Here is a 25,783-nt window from a genome sequence, read left to right as displayed (position 1 = left end):
CGCCGGTGCCGACCTGGACGGCCAGTTCTTCGGCTCGGCACCGAGCAAGGACCTGGACCGCCCCTTCATGCTCTTCAGCTCCGGCACCCACAACCGCAACAACGACGGGTCGTGGCGCACGCTGTGGTCGCATCTGAAGGGCTACCGGGTCGACATCCAGCTCCACGGCGCGGCGCACCTGTCGTTCAGCGACAACGAGTGGATGGTGCCGCAGGAGGCGGGCCTGCTCGGGCTCTCCCAGGATCAGCTCCAGCAGATGTTCGGCACGATCGACCCGGACCGGGCGGTCCAGATCCAGCGCGAGTACCTCGCCGCCTTCTTCGACCAGGAGCTGCGCAAGCGGCACAGCTCCCTGCTCGACGGGCCCGACAGGAAGTACCCGGAGATCTCTTTCGTCCGCTGACCGGACGGTTGACCGGACTGTGACCGGACATACGAAGGGCGGGTCCTGTTCACGGGTCCGCCCTTCGGCGTTCCGGGGGCGGACCCGCATGCGTCGGCCGTCGCCCGGTATACCTTGCGCACGTACGACACAGGGACGAAAGTGTGATGGTTATGTGATCGTATGAGGCTAGAGTGTTCGCTCTGTCGAACATTGTGGCGCTCGACGCCAGTTGAGAAAGGATCCGCTGCCCTGCCCTCCGCACCCCGGGCGCCGCGGCGACACCGCATCCGCCGCCGCGCCGATATGCCGATGCTTGGCGGGGTGCGCCCGCCGATCGCCGCCCTCGTCGTACTCCTGCTGGTGGTCGCCACCCTGACCGTGATCGGCCTCGACGGCATCCAGGCCGAGCGAATACCGCAAGCCGTACTCAACGGCGAGCAGCAGATCGCCGCGGACACGGCGCTGTCGGTGCGCACCACGATCGACGTCGAGGCGAAGACGGTACGCAGGACGGCCAACGCGTACCCGGCGACCGGCGCATCGACTCCCGCGACCGCGCTCAAGGCGCTGACCTCCGCCAGGAAGGCGGTCCTCGGCAGTGCGCTGCTCGACCCGCGCACCGGCAAACTGCTGGCGGCCGGCGGCAAGACGGTGCCGCTGTCCGGGGTGGACGTCCCCAGAACGGCGTCCGGGCACGGCACGATCCCGCCCCGGCTGGTGACTTCGGGCGGCACGCGGCAGCTGCTGTACTTCGCCAGGGTCACGCTGCCCGCGCAGCAGGAGGACGCCAACCAGGACCAGAACCAGGCCACGAGCCGGACCGAGCGGCAGTGGCTGCTGGTGGTCTCCGAGGCGCTCCCCACCCTCACGACGTTCGGCGACGGACGCACCGCCGAAGTGCTGGACGCGAACGGCACGGCGCTCGCCACCACGGTCCGTGGCACGGCGTCGCCGGCCGCCGCCGACAGCGGTCTGCCCGCGGCGGCGGCCCACGCGGCGAACGGGTCGGGACGTGACACCGACGCCTCGGGAAGCCTGCTGGGCGCCACCACGGGCAGCCGGCGCACCGTGGCCGGCTGGTCCCAGGTCGCCTCGGCGACCGGTCCGGGCGACACCGACAACCTCGGTCTGGTGGTGCTCACCTCCCGCGCGGTGCCCGCCACGACCTCCGCCGCCGACTACTCGCGCTTCGCGCTGGAGGCCGCAGGGGCGCTGGCCGGGCTCGCGCTGCTGCTCGGGCTGGCGCTGCACTTCTGCGTGCAGCGGCCACTGCTGCGGCTGTATCTGTCCGCCGGCCGCCTGGCCCGGGGCGCGACCGAGGACGGGCCGGCCGCGTGGGAGGAGCTGTCCCGGCCGGTGCCGGTGCATGGCTTCGGGGAACTGGCCCGGATCGGGCGGGCACTGGAGTCACTGCGGCGGCAACTGCTCGGCGAGAGCGGCCCCGAGGAGCTCCCGGCCCGGCGCGGACCGGGCTATCGGGCGCTGGCCGTGGCCGGCGTGGTGGTGGTGGCCTGCTGGGCGATGCCGATGATCTTCCTGCTGAACCGGGCGGACACCGCGACCGCGGTTCCGGCTCCGGTCCTCGCCAACCAGCAGGCGCGCACCGAGATCGCGACGAACCGGATCCGGCAGTCCCTCGACCAGTCGTACACCGACCTGAGCGACGTGGCCGCGGGTCTGCCGGGCAGGACCCGGGCCGCCCAGACCGAGGTCCTGCGGCACACCCTCGCCGACCACAAGCAGTACCGCTCGCTGTATCTCCTGGACCGCTCCGGCGGTATCACGCTGAGGGTGGGCAACACACCGCTGCGCACCCTCGTCCACGTGCCCGGCGGCAGCGGGATCACCACCGTCAACACCTCGGGCCGGATCCCGGCGATCGCCGCCTACTCGCAGGTCCGGGCCGTCAAGGGCAAGGCCCCGGCGGCCGGGGTGGTCCTGTTCGGCGAGATCGACGTGAAGGCGCTCAACTCCGTTCTGCCCAGGCCGAAGCTGGGCAGCGTCTGGGTGACGGACGGCGACGACAAGGTGCTGGCGGCGAGCGTGGGCTACCGCGCCTTCCAGTCGCTGCCCGACCCCGGCCTGACCCGTCTCGCCCGCGCCACCCAGGGCGCCCCGGGTACCGCGGGCACCGCGACCTCGGCGGTGCTCCCCACGTCCTCCGGCCCGTCGGTCGACGCCGCGGCGCCGCTGGCGCAGAGCGGCCCGACGGCCCGCCTCGGCTGGCACGTGGTGACCACGGAGCCCGCTGCGGCGCTCCAGATCCCCGCGGTGCAGGCCGAGCAGCGCACCATGCTCGCCGGGATCCTGGGCCTCACCCTGGGCGCGGCCTGCCTGGGCTGGCTGCATGTCGTGGTGATCCGGCCGCTGCGCGCGGTCGCCGTGCTCGTCGAGCGGCTCGCCGGCGGGGACCGCCGCACCGTGCTGCACCCGGTCAACCACGACGAGGTCGGCTCCGTCACCCGCGGCCTGGAGCTGATGCGTCAGGCGCTGGCGGACCGCGACCGGGCGGCCAGATCCGGCCACGCCGCCGGGCTCTCCCGGCCCCTGCGTGAGACCACCCTCCAGCGGTAGAAGGACGGAATCGGCGTGCTCTTCCTCTATGTCATAGTCCTGCTGTCCTGCGCCGCGCTGTGGATCGCCGGATTCGTGGAGCAGCAGCGGCACTTCGCCTCGCTGGAGCAGATACCGACGCGGGTGCTGGTCAACGGCATCCGCGGCAAGAGTTCGATCACCCGGCTGTGCGCGGGCGCCCTGCGCGGCGGCGGCCTCGTCACGGTGGCCAAGACCACCGGCACCGCGGCCCGGTTCATCCACCCGGACGCCACCGAGGAGCCGGTGTACCGCAAGTTCGGGCTGTCCAACATCGTCGAGCAGATCGGCATCGTGCGGCGGGCGGCGACCTACCGGCCGGACGCGCTGGTGATCGAGTGCATGGCGGTGATGCCCGCGCTGCAGGAGATCAACCAGGAGAAGCTGATCCGCTCCACGATCGGCGTGCTGTGCAATGTCCGCGAGGACCATCTGGAGGAGATGGGGCCGACGCTGGACGACGTCGCCCGCTCGCTCTCCCGCTCGATGCCAGTGGGCGGGGTCTGCGTGACGGCGGAGAAGGACCGCTTCCACATCCTCCAGGAGGAGGCCGACGCCCGTAACTGCAAGCTGGTCTACGCCGACCCCGAGACGGTCACCGACGAGGAGCTGCGCGGCTTCAGCTGGTTCACCTTCAAGGAGAACGTGGCGATCGCGCTCACCGTCGCCGAACTGCTCGGCGTGGAGCGGCAGACCGCGATGCAGGGCATGTGGGACGCGCCGCCCGACCCGGGCGTGCTGTCGGTGGAGCGCTACGTCACCCCCGACGGCAAGCGGCTGCGGTTCGCCAACGTCTTCGCGGCCAACGATCCCGAGTCGACGCTGATGAACGTCAAGCAGCTGGAGGATCTGGGCGCGATCAGACGGCCGCTCAACGTGGTCATCAACTGCCGCCCGGACCGGGTGGAGCGCAACGGCCAGATGGGCACGATCGTCCCCGACCTCGCCGCCGAGACGGTGTTCCTGATCGGGCACCCGACCAAGAGCGCCCGCGACGCGATTCCGGCCGGCTTCACCGGACGGGTGGTGGATCTGGGCGGCGACCGCCGGGACCCCGAGGAGCTGACCGCGGCGATCCTCGCGGAGCTCGGCCCGGCCTCCTCGCTGGTGGCGATCGGCAACATCCACGGCCAGGGCGAACTGTTCCTGGAATGCCTCGCCGAGCTGCCGCTGGACGAATCCGAGGACCCGCTCGACGCCGTTCCCGACGGCGACGGCCTGGACCAGGAGACGATGCAGATCGCGGTGCCCCGGCCGCAGATCGCGCTGGCCCGGCCGCCCGAGCCCGAGCCGTACAGCTGGGTGGCACCGCTGGAGACACCGGCGTACGGCTTCCACATCCCGGAGCAGCGCGAACTCGCCCGACGCTTCGCCGCCCGCCAGAACCGGCCCGATGGCAGAAGCTCCGAAGGCGCCCCGCACCAGTCCTACGACCCGCACCAGTCCATGAGGAACCCGTGATCCCCGCCAACCTCACCGCACAGACCGCCGCGCTCGGGATCGCCCTCGGGCTGGTCTTCTCGCTCGTCTGCTATCTGACCACCAACCTCTCCCCCGGGGGGATGATCACCCCGGGCTGGATCGCCCTCACGCTCGTCACCGACGTGCAGATGGCCGGGCTGATGGTCGCCGTAGCGGCACTCACGTACTTCGCGACGAAGCTGGTGCAGCGCACGGTGATTCTCTACGGCAAGCGGCTGTTCGCCGCCGTGGTGCTGTGCGCGGTGCTGATGCAGACCACCGTGATGCTCGCCCTCAGCCACGAGTTTCCGTTGCTGTACACGTCACAGACCCTTGGCTTCATCGTCCCCGGCCTGGTCTCCTACCAGATGGTCCGCCAGCCGATGGCGGCCACACTCATCTCGACCACGGCGGTGACGCTGGCCACGTACGTGGTGCTGGTCTCCGGTCTGCTGATCGGCGTCCTGCCCACCGGCTGACCTGTCCACCGCCCTCTCACCTCGCACTTCCAGGAGGATCGGCCATGCACTCCGAACCCATCGGCAGACGCAGTCGCCCGACGCGCCGTGCCGTGCTCGGGGCGATCGCGGGCGTGGCGGCCGCCGGGGTGGCGGGCGGGTACGCCTGGGACCATCTCGGGCACGGCAGCGGCGGCAGCGACGACCCCGGCGGCACGGCCGCCGACGGCACAGGCACCGGCACCGGCACGGGTACCAACCCGAGCGCCCGGCCCACCGGCGGCCACAGCTTCGAGCGGCTGTCCGCCCCCGACCGCACCGTGGTCCGCGCCGCCGACGGCGGCACGCTCGCCACCTTCACCGACGGCACCCGTACGGCCGTGCTCACCGGGCCCACCCGCAGCTTCAGCGAGCCGCGGACCACCGAGGCCACGGTGACCACGGACGCCTGGGTACGGGTGCTGCCGCACGAGTGGCAGCGGGGCATGGAGAAGTCCGCCTGGTTCAAGGGCTGGTTCGGCAAGGCGCTCGGCAACACCAGCCCGGACGTCTTCGCGGTGGCGTTCGAGTACAGCAGCGCCGGGGCGCCCGACAAGCACAACACCACCGGTGTGCGCTACGCGGGCACCGCGCACTTCGGCCCGCGCAATGCCGCGGTCAACAACCCGTTGGACTTCGCCTACCACGCGGAACAGTCCGACTTCTACGACTATCTGGGCATCGACTGGACCTTCCCGGACGGCACGCGCGTGCAGCCGGAGAAGGCCCGCTACGGCGACGTCGACTGCTCGGGCTTCCAGCGTCTGGTGTGGGGCTACCGCATGGGTATCCCCGTGCACAACACCAACACCCGGGGCGCCGGCCTGCCGCGCCGGGCCTTCGCCATCGCCGCCTACGGTCCCGGCCGTCTGGTGATCCCCGACACCGGCGAGCAGCCCACCGATCTGGGCGCCCTGCAACCCGGCGATCTGGTCTTCTTCGCGATCATCAAGGACCGGCCGGACTTCATCGACCACTGCGGCATGTACATGGGCCTCGACGACCAGGGCCGGCACCGCTTCTACTCCAGCCGTTCCGCCGCCAACGGCCCCACCCTGGGCGACCTGTCGGGCCGCTCGCTGCTGGACGGCACCGACTTCTACGCCCGCGGCTTCCGGGCGGCCCGCCGCCTGTGAACCCGCCGCCCGTGCACCACCGCCTCACCTGACCTGCTGATCCAAGGACCACTGCCATGACCGCCATCCCCGCCGTCCAGCCCACCGGCGCGCACCGAGGCCGCCGGGCGGCGAACCGCCGCTTCGGCATGCCGGAAGACGCCCCGCGCTGGGAGCGCCCCGCGCTCGCCACGGTGCTGGCCGTCGCCACGGTGCTGTACTCCTGGGGCATCGGGCACGCCGCGCTCCACCCCTACTACAGCGCGGCGATACGGTCGATGGCCGGCAGCTGGAGTGCCTTCTTCTTCGGTGGTCTCGACGTCGCCGGATCGATCAGCATCGACAAGCTGCCCGGCGCCTTCTGGCCCGACGCCGTCTCCGTCTGGATCTTCGGCCCGCACACCTGGGCGGCCGCGCTGCCGCAGGTCGTCGAGGGTGTGCTCACCGTCTGGCTGTTGCACCGGATCGTACGGGCCTGGGCCGGGCCGTTCGCCGCGCTGGTCGCCGCGCTGACGCTCACCCTCACCCCGGTCACCGTGGTCCTCAACCGTGCCACCATCCCGGACACCGCGCTCACCCTGCTCCTGGTGGCGGCCGCGGGAGCGCTGCAGAAGGCGGTGCGCACCGAGCGGCTGCTGCCGCTGATCACCTGCGGGATCTGGGTCGGGCTCGCCTTCCAGACGAAGATGCTGCAGGCGTGGCTGGTGCTGCCGGTCTTCGGCGCGGTGTACCAACTCGTCGCGCCCGGCGCCCCGTTGAAGCGGGCACTGCGCGTTCTGCTGAGCGGTGCGGCCGCGCTGGCGGTCTCCTGCTTCTGGGTGCTGATCGCCTGGGTGACACCGGCCGCCGACCGCCCGTACCTCGACGGCACCTCCAACAACAATCCGTTCGCCCTGGTCTTCGGCTACAACGGCCTGAGCCGTTTCAGCAGCGATTCCACCGCGTTCGGGGCCGTCGCGGGCACCAGCGCCAGCCGCACCACCGGCAACACCGGCTGGGACATGCTGATCAACCACACGGTCGGCCCGCAGATCGCCTGGTTCCTGCCGCTCGCCGCGCTCGCCGCGGTCCTCGGCATCGTCTGGCGCACCGGGCAGCCGCGAACCGACCCGCTGCGCACGGGATTCCTGCTGTGGGGCGGCTGGCTGGCCGTGCACACCCTGGTGTTCAGCTCGTCCAACGGCAACCACGCCTACTACACGGCCGTCATCGCCCCGGCGCTCGCCGCGCTGACCGGCGGCGGACTCGCGCTCTTCCGATCGGAGTACGAGTCCGAGAACGAGTCGGGACAGAAGACGGGACAGAAGGCGGGCGGCCGGCGGCACATGGCGCTGCCCGCGACGATCGTGCTGACGGTGGCGTGGGCCCTGGTGCTGGACTGGCCGACCCGATTCGTCTCCTGGCTGCTGCCGGTCGCCGTGATGCTCGCGATGTGCGGCGTGGTGGGCCTGTGGACCCGCGGGCCGCGCACCTCCCCGCGGATGGTGCACGGCGCCCTCGCCACCGGGATCGCCGCCACCCTGGTCGTACCGGCCGGCTGGGCCCTCTCCAGCCTCAACCCGCTCTACGCGGGCGCCGCCACCTCGCCGACGACCGGTCCGGTCGGCACCGCGTTCCGCGACGGCGTCCATCGCCGCCACGCTCCGCGCACGCCAGGGCTCGACCGGCCCAGCGCCCGCGACACCGCCCTGCTCGACTACCTCACCACGCACCGCCACGGGGAGAAGTACCTGCTCGCCACCCAGGCCGCCTACACCGCCGAGCCCCTGCTGCGCGCGAAGTCCGAACCCATCCTCGTCATGGGCGGCTTCACCGGCAGCACCCCCTTCCCCACCGCCACACAGCTCGGCAGCCTCGTCAGCACCCACCAGCTGCGCTATGCGCTGCTCACCACCCAGCGCCCCACCACTCCCGCCACCACCTGGGTCAAGTCCCACTGCACCCGCATCCGCCCCACCGCCTACGGCCGCCGGACCGACGGCAGCTTCAGCCTCTACGACTGCAACCCGCAGGGGTGAGGCGACGGCCCCAGGTCGGTGTCCTGGGGTCTGTCCGTTGTCCAGGTCAGTTCGGAGCGGGTTGTGCGCACGGGGCCGCGCCCGGCTGCACCAGTTGGAACTGGATGCCCTCGCAGGTGTCCGGCCGCGTGAAGATGTTCAGGTTGCCGTCGATGGCGACGGGCTGCGGCGTGGTGAAGTCGACGCCGAGGCCACGCACGGCTTCCATCGCGCCGGTGATGGTCTCGTTCACCTCGACCGCGATGTGCTCGATGCGGGCCCGGTTGCCCTCGCCGAGACGGCGTGCGCGTGCCTCTGGCGTGGTGGGCTCGATCAGTTCGATACGGCCGTCACCGCAGCGGTAGAAGGCGGCCCTCACCTGCCGCTCGGGCAGCTCCCGTTCGAACTCGAAGGTCAGGCCGAGGCTTTCCAGGAACTTCTTCGCGCGGAACAGGTCGTCGACGACGACGCCGACGTGGTCAATGCGCTTGAGCATGAGTGTGCTCCTTCTGGCCGGCGGTGGTCCTGACCTGCCTGAGCTGAACGGCGGTCAGGATGAACAGGACTCCCATCAGCAGCCAGCTGACGGGGTAGCTGATGGCGCCGCACAGGTAGCCGAACACGGGGGGCGCCACGGACGCGATGATCTGGTTCAGGGTGATGGCGAAACTGAGGGTCGACGCGACAGCCGTCCTGGGTGCGAGTTCGGTGACCTGCACGAGGTACAGCGGATACCAGCCGACGCTCAGTAGTCCGAGGACCAGGCACAGGGCATAGACGATCCAGTGCGGGCTGTGGGGACCGAGAGCGGCGAGCGCCGCGACGGGGACCGCGGAGCCGATCAGCAGCCAGCGCAGCGACCGCATGCGCTTGCCGGGCCAGAAGTGGTCGCTGACCCAGGCCAGGCCGATGCGTCCGACGATCCCGGCCACCTGGGCCACGGAGTACATCAGGCCGGCGGCGACGATGGGGATCTTCAGATGGTCGCTGAGAAAGATCAGGAGCTGCGTGGAGATGACGTACTGGAAGGCGACGAGGACGAGGCCGCCGGTCATCAGGGAGCGCACGATCCGGTCGGCGACGAGGCCGGCGACCAGGCGGCGGATGTTCACGGGCGCCCTGCGCTGAGTGCGGCCCCGGTCTCCCGACTTCCGGTAGAGAGCGGCGAAGACCACACCGCCGGCGATGCCCGCGATGCCCTGTACGGCAATCGCCCAGCTCCACCCGTAGTGGAGTGCCAGCGGGGGCAGGATGATGCCCGCGAGCGAGGCACCCAGGGGGAGTCCGGCCTGCCGTATGCCCGTGGCCATGCTCTGCAGGCTCGGCTCGAACCAGCGGGCGATGGCCTTCTGGCCGCCCGGCAGGATGCTTCCGTAGAAGGCACCCATCGCGAGGATGAACAGCAGAAGCAGGGGGTAGTCGGGGTGGAGCGTGGCGGCGGCGAGCGAGGTCACGCCCATGGCGATCATCGTCAGCGAGACGACCCAGCGCTCTCCGTATCGGTCGATGGCGCCGCCGAGCAGCAGCATGGAGGCGATGGGCCCGGCGTGCATGGCCGCGGACGCGAGCCCCGCGGTGGCGGCCGTCAGGTGGTAGTCGTGCAGCCAGAAGGGGGTCAGGACGCTGGTGCCCGAGTAGACCACGGAGCCGGTGGTCAGCGCCGACAGTGCGGTGCCGAGGATGACCCATTTGTAGGGGCCGTAGCGGGTGTCGGTGGCCGTCTCCCCGGCCGCTGACCCGTGTGCCTCCTCGTCCGCGGTCTCGCCGGCGATGCGTTGCGCGGTCATGCACCGGCCTCCTGCGGCTGCCTGGTCGCGATGTTGCCCAGGTCGGCCAGGAGCGGGATGTTCATCACGTTCAGGAGCACCAGATCGTCACCGGCGGGGTTGGTGAAGTGGTGCATCGACCACGCGGGGACGAGGACGATGTCACCGGCACTCAGCTGCTTGCTGTCGCCGCCGTCGTGGAAGGTGACCGTTCCCGAGCCCGATTGAACGATGAACAGGTGATACCAGGTATGCGCGTGCGGGGTGGTGCTGTTCCCCGCGGGTACGACCTGGTAGGCGACCGCCACATCACGCATGATCTCGGAACTGCCGTCCGGAAGGGTGAGGGCGAGCGTGCCGCGTTCCGGGTGTTCGACGGTGCCGAGCCGGTCCGCGGTCTCCCGCCAGTTCCAGTGCACCGGCTGCGGTTCCGCGGGTTCGTAACGCTTCTTGAAGTCCGGGTAGGGGATGTGACTACCGCTGCTGATCGTCATGACGGTCCTCCTCGGGAGGGTCGGCGAGCTGGGCCCACATGTCGTCCACGGCGGCGGCGGCCTCCGCCGCGAACCGGGTGGCCTGTCCTGCCCGGGGCACGTAGTAGGTGTAGTAGCGGGGTCCTTCGACCGGGTAACCGAGCGCCCACACGGCCGCGAGTGGGTCGCCGGTCTTGGCGACGACCCGGCCGCTGGGGGTGATGTCCAGGCCACCGGGCTCGTAGTCGCCGTTGGCGAACGGGCGGATGAGGCCGCGGGCCAGGAGACGGCTGACCAGGGGAGAGCTGTCGGTGTCCGGGTGGAACACGTCCAGGCGCGCGGCGACCAGCACGTCGGCGTGGCGCACGCTGCTTCCCCCGGCGAAGTCGGTGCTTACGGTGAACCGGGCCGTGGCCTCGTCGGTGTCGACGCGGCAGCCGGGACCGCCGGCGAGATCGACCGTGCCGGCCCTCATCAGGGACAGCAGTTCGTAGTTCCGGCGCCGGGGCGGACCGAAGGAGATCCGGTTCATCAGCGGCACCCAGCGCTGGGTGAACACCCGGTGGGAGGCGGGGGTCAGACCAGCGAAGTCGACCGCCTGGCGCAGGCTCTCCCGCACGTCCCGGATCACATCGGTGGCCGCTTTCACGGGACTCGTCAGGTTGCCGCGCTCCGCCTCGGCAAGGTCCTCGGACACGAACGCGGTGAAGAACGCGGTGAACTCCTCCGCGCTGGCGAAGCCGCGCCCGGCCAGGGGATCGAGAATCGCCTCGACGGCGGCCCGGTCCTCGTCGCCGAAGGTGTATTCCTGCGGGGGAACGGGGCGCTTCTCCAGGGTGGTGCGCCAGGCGTACCCCATCTCCCGCAGCAGTAACGGCAGCACCTCGCGGTCGAAGTCGAGCTGCTGTGTCCCGCGGGTGCGCTGCGCCTCCTGCCGCAGCGCGGCGACAGCCTGGGGGGTGAAGAACTGCGGCTCGTAACGGCCGGCGACACCCTTCTGATTGATGCCGCGGGCCGCCGCGGGCAGGCACTGCCGGGACATCAGCAGGATCCGCGGTTCGCGTCCCGAGGGCAGATAGCGCATGCCGTCGCCGTCGCCCTCGAACCGCCCGCCGCGGCCGACGGTGAGTGCCGCGAGCACGTCGTGAGCGGTCAGCCCCAGACCCTGTACGGCCACCACGCTGCCGGGGGCGATGCGCTGCAGGCGATCGATCGGGTACGGGTCGGCGGCGTAGCAGAGACGGTCGTTGCGGTCCCGGTGGTCGCTGACGAAGCTCTCGAACCGTACGTCGTCGTCGCTCGCGATCCGCCGGCAGTGTCCCGTGGTGAGGAACACGAAGTCGCTCGGGATCCTGAACCCGTCCTCGGTGCGGACCAGCATCCCGCCCGCGGCCACCTCCTCCATGTCGATGACCCGAGAGCGGTGGTGCACCAGCCGTATCGAGGGGGGCAGGGTCTGCGCCGTGCGGTCGAAGACGAAGGACAGGTACGCGCCGAGCATGCTGCGCGGCAGGTAGTCCAGTTCGCCGATGGGCTCACCGCCCTCGCCGCCGGTGCGGCAGTAGCCGGAGCCGAACCGGCGGTACCCGGCCTGCTCCGCCCACTCGGTGAACGACGGGCCCTGTCCGTCGCTGAACATGCTCAGCTGGCTGGCCAGCGTGTTGGTCAGCAGATAGTCGGGCTGCCGCGCGGGGTGCGCGCCCTGCCCGGTCTCGCTCGGATCCACCAGATGGATCTCCAGCTGGGTTCCGTCCGGCAGCCGGCGGGCCCGGTCGGCGATGCGCTGCAGCACCCCGAGCCCCCGCGGGCCCGTTCCGGCGATCGTCACCCGTGCGGTGTTCATCGCCCCACCCCCACGGGTTCCGTGCCCGGCTCGCTGTAGGCCCGCACCGGCTGCCGGTGCAGGGACACCCACCTCGGGGCGTCCGCCAGAGCGGGGAACCGGGCGGCAACCTGCGGATCGTGGCCCGGGATGATGTGGTCGGGCCCATCGGCCAGGGCTTCCACGGTCTCGTAGGTGTCCACCATGGAGGCCAGGTGGTCGAGGATGGGGAACGGGGAGCGGCGGCGGATGTTCGCCCACAGGTGGCTGGAGTCGCTGGCCAGGACCAGCCAGCCGCGCTCGGTGTGGACCCGCACCACCTGAAGGCCAGGTGTGTGGCCGGGAGCCGGATGGGCCTCGACGCCGGGGGCGATCTCCACCGGGCCGCGATGCAGCCGCAGCCGTTCGTCGAAGAGCAGCCGCACGGCGGTGGTCACGTCATCGGCCTCGAAGGGCCGCCTCGGTGCGCCGTGCCGCATGGCCCGGCCGGTGCAGAAGGCCAGTTCGTCTTCCTGCAGATGGACGCGGGCCGCGGGGAAGGCATCGAGGTACCCGGTGTGGTCCCAGTGCATGTGCGTGACGACGAGGTCCGACACCTGCCGGGGGCTGATGCCGAGGTCGGAGAGCGCCTCGACGGGATGGTGCAGTTGCGTACGGCCGCGGAGGATGCCGGTGCCGGCGGCGAAACCGGTGTCCACAGCGATCACCCGCTCGTCGTCGCGGATGATCCAGGTGTAGAAGTCGAAGGGTGCCGGGGTGTCGGTGGCGCACGGATCGTCGGCGAACAGGAAGTTCTCCCGCGCCAGCCGGCCGCTGTGCGTGCCGAACCGGAGCGCCAGCACTTCGTAGCAGGGCGTGTCGCGGGTCATGAGACCACCGCCGGCAGCTCCGCGCCCTGCGGGATCGCCAGGTGGTCGGCGAAGAAGAACTTCTTCTCCCCGAAGGCGGGAGTGAGCTGGTCGAACCAGGTCGCCGTCGGGTCGTACGCGGCGTAGAAGGGGCGCCGTACCCAGTCGTCGTCGCGGCCCTGGAGGAACTGCAGGGCGAAGACCTTCTCACCGTTGATGGTGGGAGTACCGTCGATCAGGACCTTACCGGCGTGGGCGCTCATCGACGGGCCGCGGACGGTGCGCGCGAGCCCGGAGACGGACCGGTAGGCGTCGCGGAAGATCTCGTACGCGCGCACCAGCGGGATCTCGAAGTAGTGACGGGCTCCGGTGTCGCGCTCGACGAACATGTAGTACGGGATCGCGCCGAGGCGCACCCCGGTGGTCCACAGCTCGGACCAGGCGGCGGGGTCGTCGTTGATGTGCCGCAGCACCGGGGACTGCATCCGCACGTTCGCGCCCGTGGCGAGGATCCGCTTGAGCGCGGTCTGGGCGATCTCGGGACGGATCTCGGCGGGATGGTTGTAGTGGCCCATGACCGCCAGGTGCTTGCCGGCGGCGATCACGCGGTCGAACAGGCGCAGCAGTTCATCGGCGTCCCGGTCGGTGACGAACCGCTGCGGCCAGTAGGCGAGCGACTTGGTGCCGATGCGGATGTTCCGGATGTGCTCGAAGCCGGGTCCCAGCAGCGGTTCGATGTACCGCGCCAGCGTGTTGGTGCGCATGATCATCGGGTCTCCGCCGGTGATCAGGACATCGGTGACCTCGGTGTGCTGGGCGAGGTAGGAGGTCAGGCCCTCGGCGTCCTTGGCGGCGAAGGCGAGTTCGTCATCGCCGACGAACTGCGGCCAGCGGAAGCAGAACGTGCAGTAGGCGTGGCAGGTCTGCCCCTGCTTCGGGAAGAACAGCACCGTCTCGGTGTACTTGTGCTGGATTCCGGGGACTTCCGCCCCGTCGACTTCCGGGACGTTGTGGGTCTGCTGTCCGGCCGGGTGCGGGTTCATCCGCTCGCGGATCTTGCGGACGAGCAGGTGCGTTCCGGTCCGGTCGCCGTCCGCGACGGCGTCACGGACGGCCGCGTAGTCGTTCTCCTCCAGCATTGTGCGATGCGGGAAGTTCAGACGGAAGATCGGGTCGTCCGGGATGTTGTTCCAGTCGATCAGCTCTTCAAGTACATAGGAGTTGGTGCGGAACGGAAGTACCTGCGAGACGACCCGTGTGGCCTCTCGCAGGTCCTCGGGTATTCGCGCCCACTGCGGGGCTTTCTGGATTGTTTTGACGTTGTACGGCGTGAATGTGTCGACAGTCATGGGCGGTTACCCCCAGCCGAGATCAGTGGAGTTTTTCTGCACAACTGAATTCTGAACGAGGGGAGTTGCCGCTGTCACGGCGCCAGATGATCGCAACCGCGACTGACGTAAAGCCGCCAGACCACAAATCGGACACGGATAAAAGAAACAAGGCCGGGCATTCGCCCGGCCTTGTTTCTTTTACTGCCCGGATTTTGTTGGGTGCTCGGGTTTGTTACGCGGCCAGCTTTTCGTAACCCGCCACGCGTACGCACACGGTCACCCCATGGGCGATGTGCCGAAGCTCGTCCAGTCCGGGGTATGTGGGGCCGATCCGGATCACGCTGTCCTGTGGGTCCTCGGGCCAGGGATGGGTGGCACCCGCCGGGGTGAGTGCGATGCCGGCCTCGGCCGCCAGCCGCACCACCTCACGAGCACAGCCCTCCAGGACGCTCAGCGCGATGAAGTACCCGCCCTTCGGCCGCGTCCACGTCGCGAGGCCGGTGCCGTCGAGTTCCTCGGCGAAGACGCGGTCCACCACGTCGAACTTCGGCCGCAGGATCTCCCGGTGCCGGCGCATGTGCCGCCGGACGCCCTCCGCGTCGCGCAGGAACAGGGCGTGACGGAGCTGGTTCAGCTTGTCGGGCCCGATGGAGCGCTTGCCGGAGTAGTGGCGCAGCCAGGCGACGTTGGCCGCCGACGAACCGAAGAACGCGACACCGGAGCCGGCCAGGGTGATCTTCGAGGTGGAACCGAACACGAACGCACGGTCCGGGTGCCCGGCGTCGGCACACGCCGCGAGGATGTCGGCGACCTCGATCTCCTCGTCGGTGAGGTGGTGCACCGCGTAGGCGTTGTCCCAGAAGATGCGGAAGTCCTCGGCCGCGGTGGGCATCGCGGCGAGCCGACGGACGGTCTCGTCGCTGTAGCAGCTGCCGTCAGGGTTGCCGTACTTGGGCACGCACCAGATGCCCTTGATCTCCGGGTCGGAGCGCACCAGGTCCGCCACGACCGTCATGTCCGGCCCGTCGTCGGTGAGCGGGACCGGGATCATCTCGATGCCGAAGCGCTCGCACACCCCGAAGTGGCGGTCGTAACCGGGCACGGGGCACAGGAACTTCACGCGCTCCTCGTCGGCCCAGCGGCGGGCGGCCCCGGGCAGCGTGGTGCCGAGGAAGGCGTGCACGAGACAGTCGTGCATCAGCTCCAGGCTGGAGTTGCCGACTGCCATCAGCCGGTCCACCGGTACCTGCAGGAACGGGCTGAAGATCTCCCGCAGCTCAGGGAGTCCGAGGGAGCCGCCGTAGTTGCGGCAGTCGGTGCCGTCGGCGGCCGTGTACCGGTCCCCGGGAAGAGCGAGCAGATCGGTGGCGAGGTCGAGCTGCTCGGGTGAGGGCTTGCCCCGCGTCAGGTCCAGGGAGAGCCCCTGGGCCTGGAGGGCGGCGTAGTCACGGCGTGCCTGGTCGAGGAGCGTGGTGGGCCTGTCGGTGCCTGCGGTCGTGGTCACGTGGGGTTCTTTCGAGAGGGCGAGCGGTGTCGAGCGGTGTCAGCAGCTCTGCTGGGGGCTGCGCGGGGTCGTGTCGTATGCGTCGTGGAGGACACCGAGATCACGCAGCAGATAGCCGGCGTGGAGCCGGTTGTTCGCGCCGATGCGGCGGAGAACCTCGGCCAGATGGCGTTGGAAGGTGCGTAGGGATATGCCGAGGCGTTTCGCCACGACCTTGTCGTCATAGCCCTCCACGAGAAGTTCGACGATCGCGGTCTTCATCTCCTCCGAGTTGCGCAGCACCTGGTCGCGTTCGTAGGAGAGGGCGAACGGCAGCGCGCGGTCCCAGGCGCGTTCGAAGGCGCGGACCAGGAAGCGGACGACGTTCGGGTCGTGCACCATCAGGGCGCCGCCTGCGTTGTCCGCCAACTCGATCAACGCCACCTCCCGGTCGAAGACGATGAGGCGCATGAACGCGTCGTTGACGACACGGACTTCGCCCCCGTGCTCCACGAGCAGTGCGGCGTGGTCGACGGTGGGCTGGTGGTACTGGGCCGCGTACTGGTAGAGCGTGCGCATGCGCAGCCCGCGCCCCAGGACGTGCGCGGTCCGGCTCATGGCCTCCTTGAGGACCGCCTCGGGACGCGGGCCGCCGGGCTGGGAGGTGAGGATCTCCCGGGTGGCGCGGGCCGCCAGCTCCGAGATGGCCAGACGTACGGCCGGTACGTCGTCCAGCCGGAGCAGCGGTTGTTCCCGCGAGCGCCGCATGACGCTGTCCTCGTAGACCGGAAGCAACCGCGCGAGCTGTGCGCTCGCGTCGTTGATGGCCGTCTGCCGGTCGCGCAACTCCCGCATCGCCGGCATCAGGAGTTGGGTGTAGGCCGTGGCCGGCGCCACAGGGAGAAGCCGGTCCGCCTGCTCCGGGCTCGCGGTGAGCACTCTGAGCCGTAGCAACTGGTCGACGGCCCGCTCGGCATCTCCCGCAGGGGCGTCCGCGAGCCGGATCAGCTCACGGCGGGAGATCTCTCCCCGGACCGCCGCGATGGCGTACACATGTTCCAGCAGGCGATGCGGTAAGTCATCGCGTGTGATGGTGCCGGTTTCCCGGTCCGTGTCCCCCGCCGTCATCGCACTCCTTTTCCGATAAGCAGCACCCTCGACGCTAGGAGGACGCGTACGAGGAGGTCAAGTGGGATTCCCCGGCATGAGATGGCGACCGTTCCAAACCGGTCAGCGGCTCACCGGCGCTCGACGGGGGGACCGGCCCCGACCTGCACTGATACGTCCGGCGCATCGCCCATACCCATTCCGGCACTTCCCGGCCTCCGGCGCCCCGCTCTACGTTCGTGCCGAGCGGTCGGTGATACCCGAGGGATGAATTCATGGCAGTCGACACCGTGATTACCGGAAGATTCCAGGAACTTCTGGAACGCCTGGGCGAGAAAGCGATCCAGGACTACTACAACCCCTACCAGACCTTTGCCTGGCCGGAGTCGCTGCCCAGCGACCAGCCATGGATGACCGAGTCTTTGACCAGCACCTACGGAACGGCCGCCGGCCAGGAACTCGGTACGGCCCAGCGGATCGAGCTGAGCCGCTGGGAGAGCGCCAACTTCTACAGCCTCAACGTCCACGGGATCCGCGAACTGCTCACCGAGGTGGTGAACCGGATCCATATGCCGGGGTTCGAGGTGCCGTCGGACTTCTTCCACCACTTCATCGGCGAGGAGAACGAACACATGTGGTTCTTCGCCGAGTTCTGCCGCCGTTATGCCGGAAAGATCTATCCGTCTCCCTCACCCTTCAAGGCGGAGACCTCGGGGGACATGGACGTCCAGAACTTCCTGGTTTTCTCGCGCATTCTCCTGTTCGAGGAGCTCGTGGACCACTACAACCTGACCATGGCGGACGACGAGTCGCTGCACGAGACCATCCGTCAGGTCAACCGGATCCACCACCGGGACGAGTCACGCCACATCGCCTTCGGCCGCGAGCTGGTCTCGCTGCTGTACCAGCCCCTGCGCCAGAAACTGGACGAGGGGCAACTCAGGGAGCTGGAGAGCTATCTGAAGCGCTACATCACGTCCAGTCTGAACTCCTTCTACAACCCCCAGGTGTACAAGGACGCGGGAATCCCCGATCCGCTGCGCTTCCGCAGGCGTGTCATGGAAGACCCGGCACGCCGGGAGCATGAGCGGAAGGCCGCGCGCAAGCCGCTCGCCTTCTTTCACCGGATCGGTGTCTTCCGCGACGAGGAAATCCCCCTCGTCGCCTGACCGGAAAGCATCCATCACACCTCCTGAGGGGAACGATGAGTTCACGCAATTCCGCGGCGACCACACAGAACGGTCTGGCGGTGCTCGGTCCCGAGGCCACGGAACTCCTCACCACGCTCGACGAGACCTTCCGCGGCTGGGGTGAGCGGCGCGGGGCGCTGCACCTCACCATGCCCCCACTGCTGCCGATCGAGGAACTGGCCCGGCTGGACGTCTACGAGAACTTCCCGCACCTGGCGGTCGTGGCCAGCACCCTCACCCCGCCACCGGAGCTCGGGCACCACGCCGACGCGGCGGCCGGAGTCTTTCCGCCGGCGAGCCTGAACCCGGCACGACTGGCCCTGCCCTCCGCCGCCTGCTACGGCGTGTACTTGCACTACAAGGACCAGCCGGTGCCCGAAGAGACGACGGTCACCGTCCTCGGCCGGTGCTACCGCAACGAGGATCATTACGACGGCCTGCGCCGGCTGCTCGGCTTCCACATGCGGGAGGTCGTCGCGTTGGGCTCCGCAGAGCACGCGCAGAACCACCTGAAGGTCTTCGGAAACCTCGTCACGGCGTTCGCCGAGGCCTGCGAAGTCGCGGTGGAGAAGCAGGTGGCGAGCGACCCCTTCTACGACCGTGCCGGCTCCCGCGCCCTGCTGCAGCAACTCTCGCCGGTCAAGCACGAGTTCGTTTACCGCGGGAACGCCATCTCTTCGGTGAACACCCACCGGAACTTCTTCGGCGAGCGCTGCTCGATCCAGCAGGGCGGTTCGTCCGAGCCGGCGTTCACCAGTTGCGTGGCCTTCGGGCTGGAACGCTGGATCGCCGCCCTGGAGAACCGCTACGACGGCGACTGGGACAGGATCTTCTCCGCGGTGGAACACGCGCGGACGGAGGTGCAGTGACCTCCACCGTCCCGCACTCGGGGCTCCCGGCGGAGATCGGTGTCCGGGTCGGAACCGACATCGTGCCGGTCGCCCGGGTGGAATCCCTCGTGCGGTCCAACGGAGAGCGCTTCTTGACCACTCTCCTGGACTGCGACGAACTGCGCGACTGTACGACCGTGTCCGGCCTCGACCTGCCGGCGGTCGCGAGCCGCCTGGCCGCGAAAGAGGCCGTCTTCAAGACATTCCACGCCGCGCACGCCAGCCTGCCCTGGCTGTCCATCCGCGTCCGTACGACCCCTGGCGGCTGGCCCGAGCCCGTACTGACCGGAATCGCGCAGCGTCTCGCCGTAGCCGCCGGCCTGGGGGCGTTCAGCCTCAGCCTCAGCCACGACGGCGGTTTCGCCGTGGCCGTGGCCGTGGCGACGGCATCCCGCTGACCGGCCCCGGGCGCCCGGGTGTCCGAAGGCCCAGGGGTCAACCACCGCCCGTACCTGCTGAACCCTGTCTCGAAAGGAAGTCATGCCATGTCCCGACCCGTCACCCAGGTCAAGGAGTGGATCTTGCGGCGTCACCCCGACCGGTCCGACATCCCGGCCGATCTGGACCTCATCGAGAACCGGCTGATCGACTCCCTGGCCTTCGCCGAGTTCCTCTTCCTGCTGGAGGAGCTCAGCGGCCGGAGCATCGACCGCGACAACCTCCAGGTGGACGACTTCCGCACGCTCACCAGCATCGAGGAGAAGTTCCTCGGTGTCGTGGCGCGCTGAGGAGAAGCCGTCGATGCGCTATGCCGAGGACTACGAACAGGGCCGCACCTACGAACTGGGCTCGTACCGGGTGACGGAGCAGGAGATCGCGGAGTTCGGGCGCAGGTTCGACCCCCAGCCCTACCACGTCGACCCTGGACAGGCCGAGGATTCCCTGTTCCAGGGGCTGGTGGCGAGCGGCTGGCACACCTGCGCCATGTTCATGCGCCTGTACGTGGACACCTTGCTGGACGGTGCCGCGGTCGAGGGCTCGCCCGGCGTGGACGAACTGCGCTGGCTCCGTCCGGTACGCCCCGGTGACGTGCTGACCGGCCGCCTCACCGTCGCCGGCGTGACGCCTTCGCTGACCCGGCCGGACTGCGCGACCTTGCACAAGCGGGGCGAGCTGACCGACGCGGAGGGCAACCAGGTCATGCGCCTGACGCTCTACAGCATGTTCCGCCGCCGGCCGAGCGCATGAGCGCCTGCCGCGTTCGCCGCCGCGGCGGTCGTACGGACCGAACGGGCCGTCTAGTGATCACCTCACCTCTGAGCAAGGAGTGACGCATGGAAGCCGTTTCTCACACGTCCCAGTGGACGGCAGCGGCCAGGGCATTGGAGACCGAGCGCGACGACCGGCTGTTCTCCGACCCGTTCGCCCGAGCCCTCGCCTCCGACACCGGATTCGACCTGCTGGACAAGTACGGCGGCGGCGGGCTGGCGGAGTTCGTGGCCATCCGGACCAAGTACCTCGACGACGCCATCACCTCCCACGTCCTGGAGGGCGGCATACGTCAGGTCGTGCTCGTCGCGGCGGGCATGGACGCCCGGGCCTTCCGGTTGCGCTGGCCACAGGACGCCGTGGTCTACGAGGTGGACCACGCGGCTCTGTTCGAGGTCAAGGAGGGCCGGCTGGCCGAGCGGCACGCGAAGCCGGCGGTCGACCGGCGGATCGTGGGGGTCGACCTCACCCAGCCCTGGACCCCGAAGCTCCGTGAGGCGGGTTTCGATCCCGCCAAGCCCACCCTCTGGGTCACCGAGGCCCTGCTCTTCTTCCTCACCGACGAGCAGGTCCGCGGACTGCTGGACCACCTCTCCGCCGCCTCGGCCCCCGGCAGTTGGCTCGCGCTGGACGTCCTCAGCGAGGCCCTGCTGCGCAACGTCGGCACCCGGTTCTTCCTCAACTCCCTGAAGGCCGACGGGATCCCGTGGCTCTTCGGCACCGACGACCCCGAGACGTACTTCGCCGCGTCCGGCTGGAAGGTGCGCCGGCTCGACGAGCCCGGCCAGGAGGGCGCGGGCCAGGGACGCTGGCCCTACCAGGTCTTCCCCCGGGACGTTCCCGACGTGCCGCGGAACTGGCTGCTCCAGGCGGAGTACGAGGGCTGACCCCGGCGGCCTGATCCGCCGGACAGGCCCTGGCGGTGACCGATGGCTTCGGCCCCGGTCACCGCTCGGCCGCTTCCGGCAGGGCAGCGCGCAGGAGTGTCTCGGCCATCACGCGGGCGTCGTTGCCCGCCGTGGCGGCGCCTTCGATGCCGGCGACGACGGTGGCTCCCTCGATCAGGATCAGCAGGTGGCGCGCGAGGTCCGCCGGATGCTCCACGCCCGCCTCCTGCAGAAGTTCTTCCAGGAGTTCGCGGTAGCGCGCGAGGTGGAGGCGCGGGAGTTCCCGTACCGGCCCCTCCTGCGCGCGCGTCTCAACTGCGGTGTTGACCACGACGCAGCCCCGATAGCCCTGTTGCGCGTACCAGTGCGTCAGCAGGTCGAACAGGGCGAGGACGCGTGTCGGTCCGGCGGAGGACTGGGAGACACCGGCACGCAGCCACTGGTGGATACGCTCACTCCGCTCCCGCAGGACCGCCTCCACCAGGCCGTCCTTGGACCCGAAGTAGCGGTAGATCGTGAGCTTCGACGCGCCCGCGTCCTGGGCGATCTCGTCCATGCCCACGACATGGATCCCGCGCTCGTAGTAGAGGCGCGTCGCGCTGGCTAGCACCCGCTCCCTGGTGGCCGCGGGATCGATGGGCGTTCCGGCCTTCACTGGCATGCCCCAAGTCTACGACAGATAAGAACGTACGGTACCGTCTAGGCAGGGATGAAACTGTACGGTACCTTCTCATCCATGGATTCGACCTCTGTCCCGGTGCGCCGGCTCTGGCTCGCCGTACTCTGCGGCTACATGGCCCTCGGAGCGACGCTCCAGTCACTTCCCCCCTATGTCGTCCAGCACTTCCACGGCGGACCGCTCGTCGCGGGGACCGCGGTCGGCGCCGCGTTCCTGGCCACCGCGTGCGCGCGGCCCTTCGCCGGACGGCTGGCGGATGCGGGGCGGGCCCGCCCCGTCGTCGCGCTCGGTGGTCTCCTGGGAGCCGTCGGCGGAGCGGGTCATCTGCTGGCCCCGAACGTCGGGCTGCTGGTGGCGGCTCGGCTCGTGATGGGCGCGGGAGAGGCCGCGCTCTTCTCCGGAGCCCTCCCCTGGGTCCTGGCCGGGATCCCGCCCCGGCGCCGTGGCCGGGTGGCGGGCTGGTTCGGGCTGTCGATGTGGGGCGGGCTGGCCACCGGGCCGCTGGTCGCCGTGGGCCTGGAGCACTGGCACGGTTTCTCCACGGTGTGGTGGGGGGTCGTCGTGCTCGGGGCGGTCTCCACGCTGACCGTCTTCACCACGCCCGCCCAGCAGCGCCCGGTCGACGACCTCTCCCCCTTCCCTTCGGGGCTGAGGGACATCCTGCCCCGCGGTGCCTCCCAGCCCGGTCTGGCCCTCGGCCTGGCCAGCTACGGCTATGGCACCATCAACGCCCTCCTCGTCCTGCACCTGCACCACGACCGGGTCGGCGGGGCCGACTCCGCACTGGCCCTCTTCGCCGCCGCGTTCCTCCTCACCCGGGCTCTGGGTTCCCCACTGGTCGACCGGTACGGCGGACTCACGGTGGCGGCGGGGTCCATCGTGGTGGAGGCGGTGGGACTCGCCCTGATCACGGTCGCCCACCTGACGGCGGTGGCCGCACTCGGCACGGTGCTCAGCGGCATGGGCGTCGCCCTGATGTATCCGGCGACGGTCGCCGTCACCCTGCACCGGACCGGGGCGCTGCGCCCCGGCACCTCGGTGGGCGTCATGACCTCCTTCTGGGACCTGGGGCTCATGGTCGCCGGTCCGCTCGGCGGCACCATCGCCGGCGAGACCGGCTATCCGGCGGCGTTCCTGGTCGCGACCGTGGTCGCGGCGCTGTGCCTTCCGGTGATCGCCGGGCTGCGACGGACGGCCGTCACCCCGGACGTACCCGCCGCGGCCCCGCCCGCGGCGGTGGACGCGGGGCGGAGCCGATGACCACCCCGGCCGGGCGGCAGGGGCCCGGCGACAGCGAGTGGTTCCACGCCGGCGAGCGGGCGATCCAGAAACTGGTAGGCGTCCGGGAGGAGGCCGACCGGGTGGCGGCGGGCTTCCAGAGTCGCCTCGGTCCGGTCGCCCAGGCGTTCCTCGCCACCGCTCGCTGTGTCGCACTGGCCGCCACGGATCCGGCGGGCCGGTGCTGGGCCTCGCTCCTGCTCGGCTCACCGGGACTGCTGCGGGCGTCCGCCGGGCAGGTGCACATCACCGCCCTGCCGGACAGCGACGATCCGATCGGGCCCCACGCCCCCGGGGACCGGATCGGACTGATCGCGCTGGACTTCGCCCGCCGACGCCGGTACCGCGTCAACGGGACGGTGCTGTCCTGGGAACCGTCCGGGATCGGTCTCGCCGTGGACCGGGCCTATGCGAACTGCCCGCGGCACATCCGGCCGTGGCTGGTCGAGCCGGACCTTCTCGCCGGGAGGATCCGGCGGTCGTACCCGGAACTCGCCCCGCACCACATCCGGTTGATCGGCTCCGCCGAGACGCTCTTCGTGGCCAGCAGCCATCCCGTGCAAGGGCACGACGCGTCCCATCGAGGTGGCCCGGCGGGGTTCCTCAGGGTGCTCTCCCCGCACTGCCTGGCCCTGCCCGACTACTCGGGCAACGCCATGTTCAACACGCTGGGAAACCTGTACGCGCATCCACGAGTCGGGCTCGTCGTGCCCGACCTGCGGAACGGGCGGACGCTGCAGATCACCGGACGCGCGACCATCGATCTGACGCCACCGGCGGTGGACAGGGACCGAGGGAGTGAACGCGTCGTCCACATCGCGGTGGAAGAGGTCGTCGAGGCGAGCCAGGGCCTGTCCCGGCCCCGGTGGGAGAAGCCGCTGCCTGATCCGCTGTCATGAGCGGGCCACCGTGGCGAGGTCCGGCGCGAAACTCCCGTCGTGGCAGTGTTGTCGAGCCAACTCCACGAAATCCGCCACCAACGGATGCGGCCGGTCCATGGGCCAGGCCAGGAGCACCGGAACCGGCGGAACTCCGCGCAGCGGACGATAGGCGACCAGCGGATGGGGGTGCAGAACCGCGGTGGAGGCCGGGGTGATCCCGATGCCCCGCCCGGCGGCGACGGCGTGCAGCCACTCCTCCAGATTGCGGACCCCGACGAGGGCACGCTCCGCGTCCAGCTCCCTGCCCCACAGGTCCGCCGATGTCGTACCGGACACGGTGTTCACCACGAGCGGATCGCTCCGGATCCCGGCCAACGTCACAGACGGCTCACCGGCCAGGGGATGCTCGCGCGGCAGAACAGCCAGTCTCGGCTCTTCGAACAGGACGCTGTAGGCGATGCCGGAATCCAGCGGGACGGACCTGAGTATCGCCAGATGGCTGCGCCCGTCCTCGATTCCCGCATACGGAAGCTCGTCGATCCTGAGCAACTCCACCTCCGAGTCCGGGAATTTCTTCTCGAACTCGTTGATCAACGGGCCGGTGTGTGCGCCGAGCGCGTTCCAGGTGAACCCGACCCGGAGTGCGGGTAACGAGGACAGGGCTCCGACCGCGTCCTCGACGGCCGCGACCGTCCGGTTGGCATGGGGGAGGAACCGGGAACCGGCCGCCGAGAGCTGGACACCGAGATTGCCGCGCACGATCAGTTTCTCACCCAGGAGATGTTCGAGTTGTGCGACCGTCCTGCTGAGCGCGGGTTGCGATATCCACAACGCCGCCGAGGCACGCCGGAAGCTGCCGTGCTCGACGAGGGCCAAGAATGCCTTCAGGTGCCTGATTTCAATGCTTGAGACAACTCGCTTGCCCGTCACTTCACGCCCCCGTTCTGTTGCGCCCGTGCCTCACCCGCGTCACAGCGCTGGAACGCGGGGAAGCCCAAGGTCACTGACGAGGACGCTAAACAGCGGATGGTGAAGCGTCAACGTGTCCGCCACAGCGGATAATTCCACTCCGGCCATTCCGGCGCGGCGGCTCCCGCAGCGGTCCGAACCCGCTTTCGCGCACGCTTCTTCCCAGGTCACCACCGTTGCCCGACGCCGGTGCCGACGCGGACCACATACGGCGCGAACGAGATGTGGCCGATGTCAACCGCCATGATGTTGGCTCGATTGCGCTCACTACATGGCGGTGGACGGTCCACACTGAGTGCAGGCGGTTCCGTCCGCTGCAGCGGATGCGGCGGCACTCGGCGCGAGGCCACCGCACCAGCACGGCTTCGTACACAGGAAAGGCGGCTCATGGTCAGTGACGGGTCAGATGCGCATGAGTCGAGTCGGCCACTGCTGCACGACCTCGCCGAACGGCTCAACGGCCTGATCACTGTTCTGTATCCCGACGAGCGCAAGCGCCCCGGCTATGCCCGGCTCGCCCAGATGGTCCGGGAGACGACGGGAGGCACGATCTCCGCGACCTATCTGTGGGAACTCGTGACCGGCCGCAAGCGCAATGTGACGCTGGAACAGCTCGCGGTTCTGGCCGAGTTCTTCGGTGTCCCGCTGGAGTACTTCATGAACGACGAGGTCTCGCGCCGGGTGAACGCGCAGCTGGCGCTCGCCGTCGCCCTGCGCGACACCAAGGTGCGCAGCCTCGCGCTCCGCGCCGAAGGTCTGTCCGCCGCAAGCCTGGATGCCCTCCTCACCATCGTCAACGAAGCCCGTCGCGTGGAAAACCTGGACCAGGTGGGAGCGGAGGACCCTGCCGGTGAACGGCCCGACCAGCCCCATGCCCGGAAGTCCTGACCCCCTCATCGTTCGGAGAAAGGTTTCGACACCGC

At 69.8% G+C, this 25,783-nt stretch carries 24 protein-coding genes and 1 pseudogene; 15 read left to right on the top strand and 10 right to left on the bottom strand.

From position 1 onward, the window contains the following. The 6 genes and pseudogenes from AV521_RS41595 to AV521_RS41570 all read left to right on the top strand — a co-directional run. Positions 1–403: pseudogene (locus tag AV521_RS41595) on the top strand (hydrolase); the annotation flags it as partial. Between the two features lie 303 nt (positions 404–706). Continuing rightward, positions 707–2,959, top strand: coding sequence for a HAMP domain-containing protein (locus AV521_RS41590; protein ID WP_256725927.1), 2,253 nt, complete (start codon positions 707–709; stop codon positions 2,957–2,959). A 15-nt stretch (positions 2,960–2,974) separates the two neighbouring features. Next, positions 2,975–4,438 (top strand): poly-gamma-glutamate synthase PgsB, encoded by a 1,464-nt coding sequence (pgsB, locus tag AV521_RS41585; protein WP_076096640.1) that lies wholly within the window; start codon positions 2,975–2,977, stop codon positions 4,436–4,438. After that, positions 4,435–4,917, top strand: a complete 483-nt coding sequence (locus tag AV521_RS41580) for a poly-gamma-glutamate biosynthesis protein PgsC/CapC (RefSeq protein WP_076096638.1) — start codon at positions 4,435–4,437, stop codon at positions 4,915–4,917. Before pgsB ends, AV521_RS41580 begins: the two co-directional genes overlap by 4 nt. A 44-nt stretch (positions 4,918–4,961) precedes the next feature. Further along, positions 4,962–6,071, top strand: a complete 1,110-nt coding sequence (locus AV521_RS41575) for a hypothetical protein (RefSeq protein ID WP_076096636.1) — start codon at positions 4,962–4,964, stop codon at positions 6,069–6,071. A gap of 56 nt (positions 6,072–6,127) precedes the next feature. Next, positions 6,128–8,068: a glycosyltransferase family 39 protein gene (locus AV521_RS41570; protein ID WP_076096633.1), complete on the top strand. Its 1,941-nt coding sequence runs from the start codon at positions 6,128–6,130 to the stop codon at positions 8,066–8,068. 46 nt (positions 8,069–8,114) lie between these two features. On the opposite strand, the gene AV521_RS41565 is transcribed toward AV521_RS41570, so the two are convergent. The 8 genes from AV521_RS41565 to AV521_RS41530 form a co-directional block, all read right to left on the bottom strand. Then, entirely contained in the window at positions 8,115–8,543 is a 429-nt protein-coding gene (locus AV521_RS41565; protein WP_076096631.1) for a VOC family protein, read from the bottom strand. Then, complete coding sequence (locus AV521_RS41560) at positions 8,527–9,834, bottom strand: MFS transporter (RefSeq protein ID WP_079249669.1); 1,308 nt, start codon at positions 9,832–9,834, stop codon at positions 8,527–8,529. The genes AV521_RS41565 and AV521_RS41560 overlap by 17 nt, the downstream gene beginning before the upstream one ends. After that, entirely contained in the window at positions 9,831–10,307 is a 477-nt protein-coding gene (locus AV521_RS41555; RefSeq protein ID WP_076096628.1) for a cupin domain-containing protein, read from the bottom strand. Before AV521_RS41555 ends, AV521_RS41560 begins: the two co-directional genes overlap by 4 nt. Continuing rightward, positions 10,288–12,129 (bottom strand): FAD/NAD(P)-binding protein, encoded by a 1,842-nt coding sequence (locus tag AV521_RS41550; RefSeq protein WP_076096626.1) that lies wholly within the window; start codon positions 12,127–12,129, stop codon positions 10,288–10,290. The genes AV521_RS41555 and AV521_RS41550 overlap by 20 nt, the downstream gene beginning before the upstream one ends. Then, a complete protein-coding gene (locus tag AV521_RS41545; protein WP_076096624.1) occupies positions 12,126–12,977 on the bottom strand; it encodes an N-acyl homoserine lactonase family protein in 852 nt (283 codons plus the stop codon). Before AV521_RS41545 ends, AV521_RS41550 begins: the two co-directional genes overlap by 4 nt. Beyond that, positions 12,974–14,305: a KamA family radical SAM protein gene (locus AV521_RS41540; protein ID WP_076096622.1), complete on the bottom strand. Its 1,332-nt coding sequence runs from the start codon at positions 14,303–14,305 to the stop codon at positions 12,974–12,976. Before AV521_RS41540 ends, AV521_RS41545 begins: the two co-directional genes overlap by 4 nt. A gap of 214 nt (positions 14,306–14,519) precedes the next feature. Continuing rightward, positions 14,520–15,791 (bottom strand): aminotransferase class I/II-fold pyridoxal phosphate-dependent enzyme, encoded by a 1,272-nt coding sequence (locus AV521_RS41535; protein WP_076096620.1) that lies wholly within the window; start codon positions 15,789–15,791, stop codon positions 14,520–14,522. Between the two features lie 39 nt (positions 15,792–15,830). Beyond that, positions 15,831–16,898, bottom strand: a complete 1,068-nt coding sequence (locus tag AV521_RS41530; protein WP_076096617.1) for a LuxR C-terminal-related transcriptional regulator — start codon at positions 16,896–16,898, stop codon at positions 15,831–15,833. A 254-nt stretch (positions 16,899–17,152) separates the two neighbouring features. On the opposite strand from AV521_RS41530, the gene AV521_RS41525 reads away from it, so the two are divergent. The 6 genes from AV521_RS41525 (at position 17,153) to AV521_RS41500 (ending at position 21,053) form a co-directional block, all read left to right on the top strand. Beyond that, entirely contained in the window at positions 17,153–18,046 is an 894-nt protein-coding gene (locus AV521_RS41525; RefSeq protein WP_076096615.1) for a diiron oxygenase, read from the top strand. A gap of 35 nt (positions 18,047–18,081) precedes the next feature. Further along, complete coding sequence (locus tag AV521_RS41520; protein WP_076096613.1) at positions 18,082–18,936, top strand: hypothetical protein; 855 nt, start codon at positions 18,082–18,084, stop codon at positions 18,934–18,936. Beyond that, positions 18,933–19,355, top strand: coding sequence for a holo-ACP synthase (locus AV521_RS41515; RefSeq protein WP_256725926.1), 423 nt, complete (start codon positions 18,933–18,935; stop codon positions 19,353–19,355). Before AV521_RS41520 ends, AV521_RS41515 begins: the two co-directional genes overlap by 4 nt. A gap of 87 nt (positions 19,356–19,442) precedes the next feature. After that, positions 19,443–19,685, top strand: a complete 243-nt coding sequence (locus AV521_RS41510) for a hypothetical protein (protein WP_076096611.1) — start codon at positions 19,443–19,445, stop codon at positions 19,683–19,685. After that, positions 19,669–20,145, top strand: coding sequence for a MaoC family dehydratase (locus AV521_RS41505; protein ID WP_256725925.1), 477 nt, complete (start codon positions 19,669–19,671; stop codon positions 20,143–20,145). The genes AV521_RS41510 and AV521_RS41505 overlap by 17 nt, the downstream gene beginning before the upstream one ends. A gap of 86 nt (positions 20,146–20,231) precedes the next feature. Then, on the top strand, positions 20,232–21,053 hold the full coding sequence (locus AV521_RS41500; RefSeq protein ID WP_076096607.1) for an SAM-dependent methyltransferase: 822 nt from the start codon (positions 20,232–20,234) through the stop codon (positions 21,051–21,053). Between the two features lie 58 nt (positions 21,054–21,111). On the opposite strand, the gene AV521_RS41495 is transcribed toward AV521_RS41500, so the two are convergent. After that, positions 21,112–21,714 carry a TetR/AcrR family transcriptional regulator gene (locus AV521_RS41495; protein ID WP_076096605.1) on the bottom strand — a complete coding sequence of 201 codons (603 nt, stop codon included), beginning with the start codon at positions 21,712–21,714 and terminating at the stop codon, positions 21,112–21,114. A gap of 75 nt (positions 21,715–21,789) precedes the next feature. Here AV521_RS41495 and AV521_RS41490 point away from each other — a divergent pair, with 75 nt between their 5' ends. Beyond that, positions 21,790–22,992: an MFS transporter gene (locus AV521_RS41490; protein ID WP_218639411.1), complete on the top strand. Its 1,203-nt coding sequence runs from the start codon at positions 21,790–21,792 to the stop codon at positions 22,990–22,992. After that, entirely contained in the window at positions 22,989–23,909 is a 921-nt protein-coding gene (locus tag AV521_RS41485; protein WP_076096602.1) for a pyridoxamine 5'-phosphate oxidase family protein, read from the top strand. Before AV521_RS41490 ends, AV521_RS41485 begins: the two co-directional genes overlap by 4 nt. On the opposite strand, the gene AV521_RS41480 is transcribed toward AV521_RS41485, so the two are convergent. After that, the gene (locus AV521_RS41480; RefSeq protein ID WP_076096600.1) at positions 23,904–24,821 is read right to left on the bottom strand and encodes a LysR family transcriptional regulator; all 918 of its coding nucleotides are present in this window, start codon (positions 24,819–24,821) and stop codon (positions 23,904–23,906) included. The two genes, AV521_RS41485 and AV521_RS41480, sit on opposite strands and share 6 nt — an antisense overlap. Positions 24,822–25,247: 426 nt before the next feature. Here AV521_RS41480 and AV521_RS41475 point away from each other — a divergent pair, with 426 nt between their 5' ends. After that, positions 25,248–25,748: a hypothetical protein gene (locus AV521_RS41475; RefSeq protein WP_079249668.1), complete on the top strand. Its 501-nt coding sequence runs from the start codon at positions 25,248–25,250 to the stop codon at positions 25,746–25,748. Positions 25,749–25,783: the final 35 nt, after the last annotated feature.

Origin of the sequence: Streptomyces sp. IMTB 2501, assembly GCF_001953885.1 — a bacterium.
Classification (GTDB): Bacteria; Actinomycetota; Actinomycetes; order Streptomycetales; family Streptomycetaceae; genus Streptomyces.
This window is presented reverse-complemented; position numbering and strand designations above follow the sequence as displayed.